The sequence below is a fragment of the Klebsiella sp. 141203 genome (assembly GCF_032601985.1).
Taxonomy (GTDB): Bacteria; Pseudomonadota; Gammaproteobacteria; order Enterobacterales; family Enterobacteriaceae; genus Klebsiella; species Klebsiella aerogenes.
Window position 1 is genome coordinate 69,967 of sequence record NZ_JAQIRL010000002.1, and the last position, 14,840, is coordinate 84,806.

The 14,840-nt window shown below is 52.7% G+C and carries 15 protein-coding genes and 1 tRNA gene; 9 read left to right on the forward strand and 7 right to left on the reverse strand.

All coding sequences use genetic code 11. The features are described from left to right. Positions 1-134 precede the first annotated feature (134 nt). Positions 135-1,520: a cysteine--tRNA ligase gene (gene cysS / locus PGR29_RS08010; RefSeq protein WP_045393462.1), complete on the forward strand. Its 1,386-nt coding sequence runs from the start codon at positions 135-137 to the stop codon at positions 1,518-1,520. Between the two features lie 45 nt (positions 1,521-1,565). On the opposite strand, the gene PGR29_RS08015 is transcribed toward cysS, so the two are convergent. The 5 genes from PGR29_RS08015 to folD all read right to left on the reverse strand — a co-directional run bounded on the left by PGR29_RS08015 (position 1,566) and on the right by folD (position 4,566). Next, positions 1,566-2,396: a DUF2145 domain-containing protein gene (locus tag PGR29_RS08015; protein WP_316424368.1), complete on the reverse strand. Its 831-nt coding sequence runs from the start codon at positions 2,394-2,396 to the stop codon at positions 1,566-1,568. Next, positions 2,393-2,824 (reverse strand): STM0539 family protein, encoded by a 432-nt coding sequence (locus PGR29_RS08020; protein ID WP_113373776.1) that lies wholly within the window; start codon positions 2,822-2,824, stop codon positions 2,393-2,395. Before PGR29_RS08020 ends, PGR29_RS08015 begins: the two co-directional genes overlap by 4 nt. A 9-nt stretch (positions 2,825-2,833) precedes the next feature. After that, positions 2,834-3,367, reverse strand: a complete 534-nt coding sequence (locus PGR29_RS08025; protein WP_316424369.1) for a metal-dependent hydrolase — start codon at positions 3,365-3,367, stop codon at positions 2,834-2,836. Between the two features lie 118 nt (positions 3,368-3,485). Next, positions 3,486-3,698, reverse strand: coding sequence for a ribosome-associated protein YbcJ (ybcJ, locus tag PGR29_RS08030; RefSeq protein ID WP_015367876.1), 213 nt, complete (start codon positions 3,696-3,698; stop codon positions 3,486-3,488). Position 3,699: 1 nt separating this feature from the next. Then, positions 3,700-4,566, reverse strand: a complete 867-nt coding sequence (gene folD / locus PGR29_RS08035) for a bifunctional methylenetetrahydrofolate dehydrogenase/methenyltetrahydrofolate cyclohydrolase FolD (protein WP_087860332.1) — start codon at positions 4,564-4,566, stop codon at positions 3,700-3,702. Between the two features lie 319 nt (positions 4,567-4,885). On the opposite strand from folD, the gene PGR29_RS08040 reads away from it, so the two are divergent. The 6 genes from PGR29_RS08040 to PGR29_RS08065 all read left to right on the forward strand — a co-directional run bounded on the left by PGR29_RS08040 (position 4,886) and on the right by PGR29_RS08065 (position 10,192). Continuing rightward, positions 4,886-4,962 (forward strand) — tRNA-Arg (locus tag PGR29_RS08040). Between the two features lie 160 nt (positions 4,963-5,122). Then, complete coding sequence (gene uraH, locus PGR29_RS08045; RefSeq protein WP_015367872.1) at positions 5,123-5,524, forward strand: hydroxyisourate hydrolase; 402 nt, start codon at positions 5,123-5,125, stop codon at positions 5,522-5,524. A 401-nt stretch (positions 5,525-5,925) separates the two neighbouring features. Next, positions 5,926-6,924 (forward strand): 2-keto-3-deoxygluconate transporter, encoded by a 999-nt coding sequence (kdgT, locus tag PGR29_RS08050; RefSeq protein WP_316424370.1) that lies wholly within the window; start codon positions 5,926-5,928, stop codon positions 6,922-6,924. Between the two features lie 58 nt (positions 6,925-6,982). After that, positions 6,983-7,819 (forward strand): 5-dehydro-4-deoxy-D-glucuronate isomerase, encoded by an 837-nt coding sequence (kduI, locus tag PGR29_RS08055; protein WP_087860328.1) that lies wholly within the window; start codon positions 6,983-6,985, stop codon positions 7,817-7,819. A 255-nt stretch (positions 7,820-8,074) separates the two neighbouring features. After that, a complete protein-coding gene (locus PGR29_RS08060; RefSeq protein WP_087860327.1) occupies positions 8,075-9,382 on the forward strand; it encodes an MFS transporter in 1,308 nt (435 codons plus the stop codon). A 9-nt stretch (positions 9,383-9,391) separates the two neighbouring features. Next, positions 9,392-10,192 carry a substrate-binding domain-containing protein gene (locus tag PGR29_RS08065; protein ID WP_213794418.1) on the forward strand — a complete coding sequence of 267 codons (801 nt, stop codon included), beginning with the start codon at positions 9,392-9,394 and terminating at the stop codon, positions 10,190-10,192. Here the strand turns inward: PGR29_RS08065 and PGR29_RS08070 are convergent, their stop codons facing one another. Together PGR29_RS08070 and PGR29_RS08075 are read right to left on the reverse strand one after the other, a co-directional pair. Continuing rightward, positions 10,193-11,092 (reverse strand): LysR family transcriptional regulator, encoded by a 900-nt coding sequence (locus PGR29_RS08070; protein WP_087860325.1) that lies wholly within the window; start codon positions 11,090-11,092, stop codon positions 10,193-10,195. A 118-nt stretch (positions 11,093-11,210) separates the two neighbouring features. Further along, the gene (locus PGR29_RS08075; RefSeq protein ID WP_020079430.1) at positions 11,211-12,077 is read right to left on the reverse strand and encodes a GNAT family N-acetyltransferase; all 867 of its coding nucleotides are present in this window, start codon (positions 12,075-12,077) and stop codon (positions 11,211-11,213) included. A gap of 603 nt (positions 12,078-12,680) precedes the next feature. On the opposite strand from PGR29_RS08075, the gene PGR29_RS08080 reads away from it, so the two are divergent. Both PGR29_RS08080 and PGR29_RS08085 read left to right on the forward strand, forming a co-directional pair. Further along, positions 12,681-13,517, forward strand: coding sequence for an alpha/beta fold hydrolase (locus tag PGR29_RS08080; protein WP_045393439.1), 837 nt, complete (start codon positions 12,681-12,683; stop codon positions 13,515-13,517). Positions 13,518-13,804: 287 nt separating this feature from the next. Then, positions 13,805-14,725 (forward strand): Kdo(2)-lipid IV(A) acyltransferase, encoded by a 921-nt coding sequence (locus PGR29_RS08085; RefSeq protein ID WP_316424371.1) that lies wholly within the window; start codon positions 13,805-13,807, stop codon positions 14,723-14,725. Positions 14,726-14,840: the final 115 nt, after the last annotated feature.

A 14,840-nucleotide genomic window follows, 5' to 3' on the forward strand; every position in this document is an offset into this window, starting at 1 on the left:
GGTTGGGTATGACATAGGTGGCTGTTATAGCATAACCGCGGGGGTCGATGCACCTTGCAATGTGTGCTGCTTCCGGTTTGAATTAGGGTTAGAATAAGCGACTTATATCCACACACGTCTACACGGAATCTTCGATGTTAAAAATTTTTAATACACTGACGCGCCAAAAAGAAGAATTTAAACCTATTCATGCCGGGGAAGTTGGCATGTACGTGTGTGGAATTACCGTTTACGATCTCTGTCATATCGGCCATGGCCGCACCTTCGTCTCCTTCGACGTTGTCGCTCGCTACCTGCGCTTCCTTGGTTACAAGCTGAAGTACGTGCGCAACATTACCGATATCGACGATAAAATCATTAAGCGCGCTAATGAAAACGGCGAAAGCTTTGTCGCGCTGGTCGATCGCATGATCGCTGAAATGCACAAAGATTTTGATGCCCTCAACATTCTGCGCCCGGACAACGAGCCGCGCGCCACCCACCATATCGCCGAAATTATCGAAATCACCGAGCAGCTGATCGCCCGTGGTCACGCTTATGTGGCGGATAACGGCGACGTGATGTTCGACGTACCAACCGACCCTAACTACGGTCTGTTGTCGCGCCAGGATCTCGACCAGCTGCAGGCGGGCGCTCGCGTCGACGTGGTTGACGTCAAGCGTAACCCAATGGACTTCGTCTTGTGGAAGATGTCGAAAGAGGGCGAGCCGAGCTGGCCGTCTCCGTGGGGCGAAGGGCGTCCGGGCTGGCACATTGAGTGCTCGGCGATGAACTGCAAACAGCTGGGTAATCACTTTGATATTCACGGCGGCGGTTCGGATCTGATGTTCCCGCATCACGAAAACGAAATCGCGCAATCGACCTGCGCCCACGACGGCGAATACGTCAACTACTGGATGCACTCCGGAATGGTGATGGTCGATCGCGAGAAAATGTCGAAATCGTTGGGTAACTTCTTCACCGTCCGCGATGTGCTGAAGTACTACGATGCCGAAACCATCCGCTACTTCCTGATGTCCGGCCACTATCGCAGCCAGTTGAACTACAGCGAAGAGAACCTCAAGCAGGCGCGTTCGGCGCTGGAGCGTCTGTACACCGCGCTGCGCGGGACCGACAAATCCGCACAGCCTGCGGGCGGCGAAGCCTTCGAAGCACGCTTTATCGAAGCAATGGATGACGACTTCAACACCCCGGAAGCCTATTCGGTACTGTTCGATATGGCGCGTGAAGTAAACCGTCTGAAAACGGAAGACGCGGCTGCCGCGAACGCGCTGGCGGCCCATATGCGTAAGCTCTCATCGGTGCTGGGTCTGCTTGAACAGGAACCGGACGCTTTCCTGCAGAGCGGCGCGCAGGCCGATGATGGCGAAGTGGCGGAAATCGAAGGGCTTATCCAACAGCGTCTGGATGCGCGTAAAGCGAAAGACTGGGCGGCGGCGGATGCGGCGCGCGACCGTCTTAACGAGATGGGTATCGTGCTGGAGGATGGTCCGCAGGGTACCACCTGGCGTCGTAAGTAAGCGCCATTGCTAATGAAAAGGCCACGCTTGCGTGGCCTTTTTGCGTTAGGGACTGACTTCCAGTGGTGTGGGCTGAAAAACGCATACGGATTCGGGCAGATTCAGATGCTGGCAGGAGGATATTTTGCGGCTGTAACGGGCAATAAACTGAATAACGCTATCGCCGCTGTTTAAACCTACTTTGCCATTTGCCAATAGTTGTTCCGGCTGATCGTCGGTAAAAACATTGTTGGCAACCATTTTTGCCCCAAGGCGTTCGAAAAGCGTGACCTTAACTAACGAGGGTTGATAACCCTGCTGTAAGAGCCAATGTCTGGCCTGTTCACGTGACCAGATATTGCTATCGCCCGCTCGGGCAAAGACTTCCAGCAGCCAGCCGTTAGAGTTCTGATACGGCCCGGAGAAGGGCCAGGCGATCAGGTTATAGCGCGGGCTGTGGAACAGGTTCAGTTTGACAGGACTGTGCAAAAGCGCTTGTAAGGCGGCGTTAAGTTCGCCGCGCGGGCGTAAAACCGCTATCTGCTGATTAACCAGTTCATCGGCGAGAAACTCATATAATCCCTGCACGTACAGCGCTGAGCGCGCGGTGCTGCAGGTATTCAGATTATGATAAACCCGCCAGCTGTTATCGGGCTGTCGCAGGGCGTAGCCGGCATGGGACCAGGTTAACCCGCGGCTGGACATATCCTGACCCTGGCGGACTAAAATAACCACCGCTTCCGGCTCGCTATTTAATTGTTGTTTGAGCAACTGTGCCTGATGCATGGTTGCGGCGATGGTTTCCGCCGATGGCGACCCCGTGCCGCAATCGGTGCTGGCGGCCGTTGCGCTTACTGATGTCACGCTCAGGCACAAGGCGAGCGCCAGGCGCTTCATTTCGCCGACAACGGTTGGTTAGCGGAGAGCGAGGCGTCCTCTTGATTCACCATATGGGCCAGGACTTTATCTTCTTTTTTCAGCAATGCGCCGGTGCCTTCCGGGGCTTTCTCCAGCGTCAGCTTGTCCCCGGCTTTAAGCTCCGCCTCTTCGACCACCTGCAGCGGCAGCACCATTTTGACGGTGTTCTGCTTAAGATCTTTGGTGGTCAACAGCGCGGTTTTCTGCTCTTTATTTTTGTCGACAGAAGCGGCGATCAGCGCGGCGGGAAGCAGGACCGGGGAGAGAATGATGCCGCTCACCAGCACTGAACTGCCGATACTGGTAATGGTCGAAGAGACGGCATAGGCGTTGGTATGATCCTCGGCGCGAATGGTGGAAGAAACCGCCAGCAGTGCTGCAGCGGCGAGGATGGTCGTTTTATGCATGTTAATCCCTTAACGTTGAATAGATTGACGATACAACCAGAGTAGTAACGCCAGTACGCAACCAGGCAGCCAGACCCACTGCAGCTCGGAGAGGATCACCTGATGTCCATAAGGCGTGGCATAGCGTGATAGCGCGAATGGCGCCACTTTAATCACCTGCCAGGGCAGGAAGAAGCGTTGAGCGGACCAGGGCCACAGCCAGCCGACGCCTTTACCACCATCGGTGATGGCATCGAGCAGGCTATGGGATAACAGGCAGACGCTAAGAAATGCCCAACTGCGCGCCGGCCCGCAGTGAAACCTCCTGCCAACCATCACCATGCACAGCAAAGGAACCACGAAGGCGAACAATAAAGAGTGGGTAAATCCGCGGTGGCCGAAAATATTGCCGTAGGCGACGCCGAATTTAAACGCCAGCACGTCGGCATCCGGCAATATTGCCAACGCCACGCCAGCCAGCAGCAGGCGAGGAGGAATGATTTTGCATCCCAGCCCTAACCCCAGACACAGTGGAACAGCGGCATGAGTGACGATAGTTGGCATTGGCTTATATTCTACAAATAAAAGCCTATTATCAGTAGGGTATTTGAGAATTACATCCCCGCATTTTTCTGATTTTCCAGCGGGAGAGCGCTGGCGCCGGGACCGGCGCCAGAGAGGGTTAGGCGATAACGGTAATGCTTTGACCGTCAAAGGTCACCGTTTGGCCGGCGACGATTTTACAGCGTTTGCGGGTTTCCACCGCGCCGTCGACTTTCACCAGCCCTTCAGCGATAAAGATTTTGGCCTGCGCGCCGCTTTCGCTCCAGCCTTCCAGCTTCAGCAGATCACACAGTTCAACATGCGGGTGTTTGCCCAGAGAAAAATTCGCCATCTTAGGCCTCCTGAATGTCGTGATACTCTTCGCACGCCTGCAGCGTATTCTGAATGAGGGTCGCTACGGTCATTGGGCCAACGCCGCCAGGCACGGGCGTAATGTAGGACGCGCGTTCCGCTGCGTCTTCAAACACCACGTCGCCGACCACTTTGCCGCTTTCCAGACGGTTAATGCCGACGTCCACCACGATGGCGCCTTCTTTAATCCATTCACCCGGAATAAAGCCTGGTTTACCAACCGCGACAATCAGCAGATCGGCATTTTCGACGTGGTGGCGCAGGTTTTTGGTGAAACGGTGGGTGACGGTGGTGGTGCAGCCCGCCAGCAGCAGCTCCATGCTCATCGGACGACCGACGATGTTAGAAGCGCCAATCACCACCGCGTTGAGGCCATAGGTATCGATATTGTAACGCTCAAGCAGGGTAACGATACCGCGCGGCGTACATGGGCGCAGACGCGGCGCGCGCTGACACAGACGACCAACGTTATACGGATGGAAGCCGTCGACGTCTTTGTCCGGGGCAATGCGCTCAAGAACTTTAACGTTGTCGATACCGGCGGGCAGCGGCAACTGCACCAGGATGCCGTCGATAGTGTTATCGCCGTTAAGCGTGTCGATAAGTTCCAGCAGCTCGGCTTCGCTGGTGGTTTCCGGGAGATCGTAAGAGCGGGAGACGAAGCCCACCTCTTCACATGCCTTGCGTTTGCTGCCGACATAAATCTGCGACGCAGGGTTGCTGCCGACCAGCACAACGGCGAGCCCGGGGGCGCGTTTTCCGGCCGCTACGCGAGCCTTCACTTTTTCCGCGACCTCAGAGCGCACCTGCTGCGCAATCGTTTTACCGTCAATAATTTTTGCTGCCATCAGAGAGAGGATTCCATCTGTCACTTTACGAAAGGGGGATGCGGATATTTTGTCAGAAGCCAGCCCCGCTGTCAGTTATCGTTTGCGTTTTTATCGGTTTTCCGCCGCGAGGAGGTAAAAACAGGCTATTTTTCCGCGCCGTGGCGGCGGAAGGGGCCAGTCGCGAACGAACGGGGCGAACAATCCTTAACCAGACATCGCGTTAATAATCGACAAGCTCGCTATGCCGCTGCCTTTTCCCGGCAAAATGCATTGACTCACCGGAGGTTGACCGTATAATTTCACGCGATTGCACCTCCCGAAGCTCCCGCTTCTCAGTGCGCCCTTAGCTCAGCTGGATAGAGCAACGGCCTTCTAAGCCGTAGGTCACAGGTTCGAATCCTGTAGGGCGTGCCATTATCGCTTCTCTTACGCTCGATTCCTCCATCCAACACAAGCCTCTGACGTAGATCCGCGCTGCTATTACCCGTTAATTAATAACGAAAAGTTTAATTTTATTTCCCATCGTGCTGACTATAGTGATGACACATTCACTTGCTTATTAAGGTCATCGCTCATGAAGTTAATTATTGCCTCCGTTATTTCGTTGTTGAGCTTCAGCGCGCTTGCGGCGCCGGAAGGGACACTAAGCGTACATATTCTCAATCAGCAGACCGGTCTGCCTTCTCAAGGGGTGCAGATTGAGCTCGATAAGCAGCAGGGCAGCGGCTGGCAGCATATCGCCAGCGGTAAAACGGATGCCGATGGCCGTATCAAGTCGCTCTATCCGCAGGCCGATAATATGGAACCAGGGGTGTATAAAGTGACCTTCAAAACCGGTGACTACTTTAAAAGTCATAATATGAGCACCTTCTTTCCCGTCATTCCGGTTATTTTCAGCGTAACCGAACAGAACCAAAAGCTACATATCCCGCTGTTGTTGAGCCAGTATGGCTACTCTACCTACCGCGGTAGTTGATCCACGCACATTTCCTGCCGGACAAAGCGAAGACCGTCATTTCTTGCTTTGTCCGGCGTAGGTCACGGAACTAACTAAAACATCTATTTAACATCTCATCCTTTCTTTGATTGCCGCAACGTCGTGGCTACTCCTCCCTTTTGTTTTCAATAAACCATCCATCGTTCGATTTCTTTTTGATATGTGATGACGGTAACTAAAACACTGTTTTGTTTTCGTTGAATCATTATTTCACATGATCAATGATAACGGCATGGTATCAGTGTGGTGCGCACAACCCTGAGACTCCTGACTTTTCTCATCTGTTCGTAATGCAATGAACAGAAAGAATTTTTTCAAACGCTATTGAAAGAATAAGTCACATCCTTGCCGTTCAGGTGGGGTGGAGATGAGGATAAAAAATGAAAATCAAAGCAACCATTGAACGTATCCCTGGCGGCATGATGCTGGTCCCATTGCTGCTTGGCGCGCTTCTCAATACCCTGGCGCCGGATACCGGTAATTACTTTGGTTCATTCACCAAAGGCATGATTGGCGGCACGGTGCCGATCCTGGCGGTGTGGTTTTTCTGTATCGGCGCATCGATTGATTTGCGCGCCACCGGCACCGTATTACGTAAATCCGGCACGCTAGTGATCACCAAAATTGCCGTCGCCTGGATTGTGGCCTTTATCGCTGCGATGGTCATTCCGGAAAATGGCGTCCAGACCGGTTTCTTTGCCGGACTGTCGGTGCTGGCTATTGTCTCAGCAATGGATATGACCAACGGCGGTCTGTACGCCAGCCTGATGAATCAGTACGGCAGTAAAGAAGAATCCGGCGCGTTTGTATTGATGTCGCTGGAGTCCGGGCCGTTGATGACGATGGTTATCCTTGGCTCCGCCGGTCTGGCTTCCTTCGAGCCGCACCATTTTATCGGCGCGGTGCTGCCATTCCTGGTGGGCTTTGCCTTAGGTAACCTCGACCACGACTTCCGCGCTTTCTTTAGCAAAGCCACCCCGGTGCTGATTCCGTTCTTTGGCTTTGCGCTGGGCAACACTATCAACCTGAGCGTGATTCTGGATACCGGACTGCTGGGGATCGTGCTTGGCGTGGCGGTCATCATCATTACCGGTATCCCACTGATTATTGCTGACCGGGTTATCGGCGGCGGCAACGGGACGGCTGGCGTCGCGGCCTCTTCCGCAGCGGGCGCGGCGGTCGCGAACCCGGTGATCATCGCGCAGATTAATCCGGCCTTGGAACCGGTGGCGGCTTCGGCGACGGCGCTAGTCGCGGCAAGCGTCATCGTCACCGCGATTTTAGTACCGATTATTACCGCCTTGTATGCCAAACGCTTTGGCAACGCGCAGGTGGTGAAAGCGCCTGGCGCCAGCGTGGCGCCATCGGCAAATCACTAATTTATTTTCGCCCTCCGCAGGAGGGCTTTATCATTCAAGAATCTGCCTGGAGGCTAACGTGGACGTAAGACAAAGTATCCACAGCGCGCATGCGAAAACTCTGGATACCCAGGGGCTGCGTAATGAATTTTTAGTTGAAAAAGTGTTTGTGGCTGACGAATACACCATGGTGTACAGCCATATTGACCGCATTATTGTTGGCGGTGTCATGCCGGTGCAGCGCGGCGTTTCGGTGGGCGGAGAAGTCGGTAAACAGCTTGGGGTAAGCTATTTCCTCGAACGCCGTGAGTTAGGGGTGATTAATATCGGCGGCCCGGGTTGTATTACCGTTGATGGCCAATGTTATGAAATCGGCCACCGTGAGGCGCTGTACGTCGGTAAGGGGGCGAAAGAGGTGGTGTTTACCAGCATCGACCACGCAAAACCGGCGAAGTTTTACTACAACTGCGCCCCGGCGCATACCACTTATCCGACGAAGAAAGTCACCCCTGCCGATGTAGCGCCGGTGACGCTGGGTGACAACCTGACCAGCAACCGCCGCACCATCAATAAGTATTTCGTGCCGGATGTGCTGGAAACCTGTCAGCTCAGCATGGGCCTGACCGAACTGGCGCCGGGCAACCTGTGGAACACCATGCCTTGCCATACCCATGAGCGGCGGATGGAGGTCTATTTCTATTTCAACATGGATGAGGACGCCTGCGTCTTCCACATGATGGGGCAGCCGCAGGAGACCCGTCATATTGTGATGCATAACGAGCAGGCGGTGATTTCGCCAAGCTGGTCGATTCACTCAGGCGTAGGTACCCGCGCTTATACCTTCATCTGGGGGATGGTCGGCGAGAACCAGGTCTTTGACGATATGGATCACGTCGCCGTACGCGATCTTCGTTAAAACTCCCCCTCAAGCCCGGATTGCCTTGGGGGGAAATGCAGCGGAGTTCACACTATCAGTGTTAAGAGGCGGGGTGGGGGGTAAGACCCTTTGCCCCGTCATTGTTGGTGTCGCGTAGATAGCCGACTTTATTAATGTGTCTTACGCATCAATAGATGCGCAAAATGCGCTTATTCTCTTTCGCAACTTCCCGCACTCTTACGGTTACCTAAATGTTAATGAGAGTTAACTATTCAGTTAATCAGGGAGAGTGTGATGTCCGCAACTGCCGCTACTTCAGTGTTTCGCGCCAGGGCCAAAGTGATCCTGCAAGTGACCTCAGGGAATTTTCTTGAGCAGTTTGACTTCTTTTTATTTGGTTTTTACGCCACCTATATCGCCCATACTTTTTTTCCTTCCGAAAATGAATTCGCCTCATTAATGATGACCTTCGCCGTTTTCGGTGCCGGGTTCTTGATGCGACCCGTGGGCGCGGTGGTGTTAGGCGCCTGGATTGACAAGGTCGGCAGACGCAAAGGCTTAATCGGCACGCTGTCGATTATGGCGATGGGGACCATACTGATCGTGCTGGTGCCAGGTTATCAGACTATCGGTTTGTGGGCACCGGCGCTGGTGCTGTGCGGCCGACTGTTGCAGGGTTTTTCTGCCGGTGCTGAGCTGGGCGGCGTCTCGGTTTACCTCGCTGAAATGGCGACGCCAGGACGTAAAGGGTTTTATACCAGCTGGCAATCCGCCAGTCAGCAGGTCTCGATTATGGTGGCCGCTTCACTGGGCTATCTGCTCAATATGCTGCTCAGTGAGTCGAGTTTGCATCAGTGGGGATGGCGAATTCCGTTCGCGATTGGCTGCCTGATCGTGCCTTTTATCTTCTTTTTACGCCGCAACCTGAATGAAACCGCGGAGTATTCGGAGCGTAAGGAACATCCGACGTTAGGACAATCGCTGACGATTCTGCTGGCAAACTGGCGGGTGGTGATCGCGGGGATGTTAATGGTGGCCATGACCACTACCGCGTTCTATTTGATCACGGTCTACGCGCCAACCTTTGGCAAAAACGTGCTGTTATTAAGCGCCTCGGATAGCCTGCTGGTCACGCTGTTGGTGGCTATCTCTAATTTCATCTGGCTGCCTATCGGCGGCATGCTTTCCGATAAGTTTGGGCGTAAACCCGTGTTGGTCAGCATGACGTTGCTGGCTATTTTCACCAGTTGGCCTGCGTTATCGTTGCTGGCCCGCATGCCGGACTTCGCCATGATGTTGTCCGTGCTGCTGTGGCTCTCTTTTATTTACGGCATCTACAACGGCGCGATGATCCCCGCGCTGACGGAAATTATGCCCAGGTCGGTCAGGGTCGCTGGTTTTTCTCTGGCTTACAGCCTGGCGACCGCTCTGTTTGGCGGTTTCACGCCGGCGATGTCCACCGCGCTAATTAAAGTCACCGGGGATAAGGCGGCGCCCGGCTACTGGATGAGTTTTGCGGCAATCTGCGCGCTACTGGCGACGCTGTATCTCTATCAACGCGTTTCCCGACAGTCATTGAAAACGCAAAATTCTTTAGGTTAAGAGGTGAATATGCAACGTAAATCATGGGTTTTCTCGTTAGTGATATTCACCTGCGGCTATGCGCATGTTGCCGCCGCGCAGGAGATCACGGTGATGATTTCCGGCGGCTTCTCCGCGGCGTTGGATAAACTGGCGCCCGACTATCAGCAAAAAAGCGGCAATACCTTACATATCATTCATGGTCCCTCGATGGGGAAATCCGCGGAGGCGATACCGAACCGCCTGGCGACAGGGCAAAAAGCGGATGTGGTGATAATGGTGGGATACGCCCTGGATGATTTGCAGAAGCAGGGCAAAGTGATGCCGGGGTCGCGTATTGAACTGGCGGACTCACGAATTGGCGCCGTTGTGCCAAAGGGCGCCCCGGTGCCGGACATCAGTAGCGTCGCCGCGTTGAAACAAACATTGCTGCAGGCGAAATCCATCGCCTATTCGGATAGCGCCAGCGGGCGTTATGTTGAAAAGGAACTGTTCCGAAAACTGGATATCGCCGCGCAGGCAAGCCCCAAAGCAAAAATGATCGAAAAAATCCCCGTTGCTTCGCTGGTGGCGAAAGGGGACTACGCGATAGGGTTTCAGCAGGTTAGCGAGCTGTTGCCGGTCAGCGGCGTGACGTTCGTTGGCCGTCTGCCGGATGAAGTGCAATACGTTACTCGCTTCGCGGGCGCCGTGGTTGCCGATTCATCCGCGCAATCGCAGGCGAAGCAGTTGCTGTGCTATCTGGCTTCAGTCCCGGCGCAGGCGGAAATTCGTCGCACAGGCATGGATCCTTTACCCTCCAACGCCTGCGAATTACCGGAAGAGGGCTAATTATGCGGTGGGATGGTAAAAATCGGTAATGGCTTTTTCGAGTTCGGCGGCCAGAGGGGGTAACGCTCTGCCCGCTTTTTTTATCAGCCCCACCTGCCTTTTCACTTCAGGTTCCACTAGCGGAATACTGGCTAACGCGTGGTGTGCATAGGCCGGCAGCGCCATCGCCGGTATTGCCGCAATACCAAGGCCGGCATCCACCATACCCAGCATCGTCGTGACATGGCGGGTTTCACAAACCGCAGTGCGTCGTGGCCCTACATCGCTCAGGGCGCCATCCAGCAGGTGGCGATTGCCGGAGATCTTATCGAGCCAGATATAATCGCGGTTAAAAAACTCCTGCCAGCAGAGGCTGTTACGCTGCGCCAGCGGATCGTCGCGTCGGCAAACCGCCAGATAGCGTTCATGAACCAGCGGCGTAAACACCACATCAGACGCGATCTCAGAGAGAAAACTCAGGCCGAAATCCGCCTGGCGATTTTGCACGGCGCTATAAACATTTCCGGCGCTGGTATCAATAACCTTGATCCGCGCCTTAGGAAAACGTTGACGGAATTGCGTAATGACCTGGGGCATAAAATAGTTGGCGGCTGAAGGAACGCAGGCGACCGTCACCAGCCCGTTGCCGAAAGCCGCGCGGTCGCTAATGCCGTCCAGGGCATCTTCGAATTCGGAAAGCAGATGCTGCGCCTTTGGAGCGAAAGCTCTGCCGGTTTGTGTGAGCGTCACCCGGCGAGTGGTTCTTTCAAACAATCTCACCCCTAAAGCGGTTTCCAGCTTCTCGATTCGCCTGCTTAACGCCGATTGCGAAATGCAAATCGCCTCGGCGGCGTAGCGAAAGCTGCCGTGCTCGCTGAGGGCTAAAAAGGCGTAGAGATCCTGCAGATCAAAAAGGGGCAAGTGGCGTTTCTCCTGGATTTAACAAAAAAACAACAATTGATTGTACTGTTTATTTTGTTTTCCAGGAAGAAACAACGCCGACCAGCCGCAGGTTAAATAGATGACCTGCGGCCCGGCATCAGGCGTGCGCCAGTAGCGGGAACATTAATTTGTTGTCGTGGAAGATGTTCTCTTTAGTCGAATAGATAAACAACATATCGTCGCCGTCTATTTTTTCGTACTCGCCAAGGCGCGCTTCCTTCGGCGTAAAACCGAGCACCGCCTGTTGCGATTGCGGTTGGGCGAGTTCATTGATAATGGTCGCCATGGATTGTCCGGCATCGCAAAAAATATCAAAGCAGATCAGCTCATGGGCGCTTTGCATCGCAATGGCGACGGCCTGGTTTTTCTCCGAGTAGTAAACAAAATGCTTCATAAACGCCGAACAGTAAAACATCAGCAGACCGAAGTTATTTTCCACTCGTAGCTGTGAAAAGGGGTTGGATTTCTGGTAGTAGTGCTTAAGCAGGGCGATATCCTGCGCACTATCCATATCCAGTTTACGGAAGTCGCCGGGTGTAGGCGAAACGGGCGCAACATATTGATATTCGTCGGTCCGCGTAAAGCCAAATTTGGGATAGAAGTCGACGGTAGTAGAATTGGCAAACAGGAAAAAAGCATCCGCTTTGTCACGCCAGTCATCAAGAATATGTTGTATCAACTGTCCGGCAAGCCCTTTATTACGGTAATCAATGTTGGTCATTACCGTACCTATTTGAATATAGCGTCGGGGTTGGCCTTGCCAGACCAGATCAATAATATTCGCGGAGGCGTTGGCGATAACTTTATTCTTATCAACGAAAGCGTAAGGGATATAGGATTCACTCCAGTACCCCTGCTGATACCAGGCGTCAAAGGATAGATCGAACGTTTTGATGGCTAAATCAATAAAGCTCTTTCTTAATGTATTATCATCTTTGAGTTGCTTAACCAATTTGTAGTGCATCGCAGTCATTCCTTTCTTATTCGTTTTACTATCCGGGATTGCTACAGGCAAATTTTACCCCTTGAAAATCACAGGCTTTGCGCCTGAGTATGGCGGTTTTCTGCGGTTTGTACAGCATTGGCGGAAGGGCATCGCTCAGGACGTTGCCTGGCTCACAATTAATAGCAAATATTCTGCGTGGATAAGGTCAGTGAGACGCACCTGCGGTGGAATTTGGTTTATTCTTTTTTCTCGGGGAATAATCTGAAGAAATCTATTTGAGAGAAATTTACAGTAAAACGTAAGTATAAGAGGAAAATATTTTAATTATTTCTTTTTGACATAACGCACTGATATTTATCTATAAATAAAAAATATCGGAAAGGCATATTTTATCAATAGGTAATATGCACTAACGCTCAACAGTATATGGCGTATTTTAGTTGCTGCGTTGATATTAAATTGCTGAGAGATGAGCTAAATGAGCCATCATCTTCTACACTTTATGGCGCCGTTGCCATTGAGGTTTTTCGCAAGCAAGGGAAAGGCTTCATATCAGCGCTGAATGTAACCAATTGAATGTTAATGAGAAGTTGTCATATTTTCAAGAGAGGAGTTCCTGATATGGCATTCGTAACAACTAAAGATGGCGTTAATATTTATTTTAAAGACTGGGGTCCGAAGGAGGCTCAGCCGATTGTGTTCCACCATGGCTGGCCGTTAAGCGCTGATGACTGGGATAACCAGATGCTGTTTTTCCTCGCACAGGGTTTTCGCGTCATCGCTATCGATCGCCGTGGACATGGGCGCTCCGACCAGGTAAGCGAAGGCCATGATATGGATCACTATGCGGCCGATGCTTCGGCGGTAGTGGAAAGTCTGGATTTGCATAACGCTGTCCACGTTGGCCATTCAACCGGTGGCGGCCAGGTCGCGCGTTATGTGGCCAAGTACGGCCAACCGCAGGGCAGGGTAGCTAAAGCGGTATTAATCAGTTCCGTACCGCCGCTGATGGTCAAAACCGACAATAACCCTGGCGGTACGCCCATCGAAGTGTTTGACGGTTTCCGCAAGGCGCTTGCCGCCAATCGCTCGCAGTTTTATCTCGATGTTGCCAGTGGACCGTTCTACGGCTTTAATCGCGATGGCGCAGAGGTTTCGCAAGGTACCATTCAAAACTGGTGGCGCCAGGGGATGACCGGTAGCGCGAAAGCCCACTATGAAGGGATTAAAGCCTTCTCTGAAACCGACCAGACAGAAGATCTGAAAGCGATTACGGTGCCAGTGCTGGTTATGCAGGGTGACGACGACCAGGTCGTTCCTTATAAAAATGCCGCCATTTTGCAGGACAAACTATTAGCGAATAGCGAGCTTAAAATTTATCCGGGCTTACCGCATGGTATGCACACGTCACATGCGGATGTGATTAACGCCGATCTGCTGGCCTTCATTCGTTCATAACGATATTCAGCCTTCGAAGACGTTTCTTCGGAGGCTATTTATTTATTGTTGAAGATGAATAACGCAAACTTTAGTTTGCGTGCCGCTGTACGAAAAAATTAATAATAAATTTGTTACATAGTTCGTTTAATACCAGGGCAGTGTACAGGTTATAGTCTACGCTTGTATGCGTATTACCGCACGAATAGGAAAAAACTAAATGTTATGGATCGGGTACCTTATCCGCAAATTCGGACTGAGGCCTCCCGCTGGTATGTAAATCAAGGATCCTGAAGAGCAATACTCAGATGTCGCATTTACCCAAATTCTCTCTTTCATTATTACACCCGCGTTACTGGCCGGCATGGCTGGGTATTGGCTTATTGTGGCTGGTGGTACAACTACCTTATCCGCTGATCTATCGTCTGGGCCATGGGTTAGGGCGTTTATCCATGCATTTTTTGCGCGGAAGGGTACGTATTGCGAAGCGCAATCTTGAGCTCTGTTTTCCACAACTCAGCCCGGCGCAGCGTCATGAAATGTTGGTTAAGAATTTTGAATCTCTGGGCATGGGGTTGATGGAAACCGGCATGGCATGGTTCTGGCCGACCCATCGCGTCGAGCGCTGGACCGAGACCAGCGGCGTCAACGAAGTCGTTGAACTGCAGGAACAGAAGCAGGGTATTTTGCTGATTGGCATTCACTTTCTGACTCTGGAGCTCGGCGCGCGGATGTTTGGCATGTTCACGCCGGGGATTGGCGTTTACCGGCCAAACGATAATCCGCTGATCGACTGGCTACAAACCTGGGGACGACTGCGTTCTAACAAGACGATGCTGGATCGTAAGAACTTGAAAGGTATGGTTAAGTCACTGAAAGAGGGAGAAATCCTCTGGTACGCTCCGGATCATGATTATGGTCGCGCCAGCAGCGTATTTGTTCCCTTTTTCAATGTTGATAATGCTGCGACTACCACCGGGACCTGGATGCTGGCGAGAATGTCAAAAGCCACCATCGTTCCTTTTGTTCCGCGAAGAAAGCCCAACGGCGCCGGGTATGAGCTGATTGCGCTGCAGCCAGAAGCGACGCCGCCGCTGGATTCCCCGGAAACTACCGCCAGCTGGATGAACAAAATTATTGAGCAATGTATCCTGATGGCGCCGGAACAGTACATGTGGCTGCACCGTCGTTTTAAGACCCGTCCGGAAGGGGTTCCGTCGCGGTACTAAGCGCGGTGGCCGGTGAAAAATAATCCGATAAATAGCGCGCTTATTAATCTAGTGTCTATACTCTAAATAATTCGAGTTGCAGGCAGGCGGCGACGCAGAGAATCCCCAGGAGCTT

Coding starts and splice junctions, on each gene's coding strand:
- PGR29_RS08020 (WP_113373776.1), bottom strand. CDS start 2,824: ATGCATAAAACGACCATCCTCGCCGCTGCAGCACTGCTGGCGGTTTCT.
- cysS (WP_045393462.1), top strand. CDS start 135: ATGTTAAAAATTTTTAATACACTGACGCGCCAAAAAGAAGAATTTAAA.
- ybcJ (WP_015367876.1), bottom strand. CDS start 3,698: ATGGCGAATTTTTCTCTGGGCAAACACCCGCATGTTGAACTGTGTGAT.
- PGR29_RS08025 (WP_316424369.1), bottom strand. CDS start 3,367: ATGCCAACTATCGTCACTCATGCCGCTGTTCCACTGTGTCTGGGGTTA.
- PGR29_RS08015 (WP_316424368.1), bottom strand. CDS start 2,396: ATGAAGCGCCTGGCGCTCGCCTTGTGCCTGAGCGTGACATCAGTAAGC.
- PGR29_RS08085 (WP_316424371.1), top strand. CDS start 13,805: ATGTCGCATTTACCCAAATTCTCTCTTTCATTATTACACCCGCGTTAC.
- PGR29_RS08060 (WP_087860327.1), top strand. CDS start 8,075: ATGTCCGCAACTGCCGCTACTTCAGTGTTTCGCGCCAGGGCCAAAGTG.
- kdgT (WP_316424370.1), top strand. CDS start 5,926: ATGAAAATCAAAGCAACCATTGAACGTATCCCTGGCGGCATGATGCTG.
- PGR29_RS08065 (WP_213794418.1), top strand. CDS start 9,392: ATGCAACGTAAATCATGGGTTTTCTCGTTAGTGATATTCACCTGCGGC.
- PGR29_RS08080 (WP_045393439.1), top strand. CDS start 12,681: ATGGCATTCGTAACAACTAAAGATGGCGTTAATATTTATTTTAAAGAC.
- uraH (WP_015367872.1), top strand. CDS start 5,123: ATGAAGTTAATTATTGCCTCCGTTATTTCGTTGTTGAGCTTCAGCGCG.
- PGR29_RS08075 (WP_020079430.1), bottom strand. CDS start 12,077: ATGCACTACAAATTGGTTAAGCAACTCAAAGATGATAATACATTAAGA.
- folD (WP_087860332.1), bottom strand. CDS start 4,566: ATGGCAGCAAAAATTATTGACGGTAAAACGATTGCGCAGCAGGTGCGC.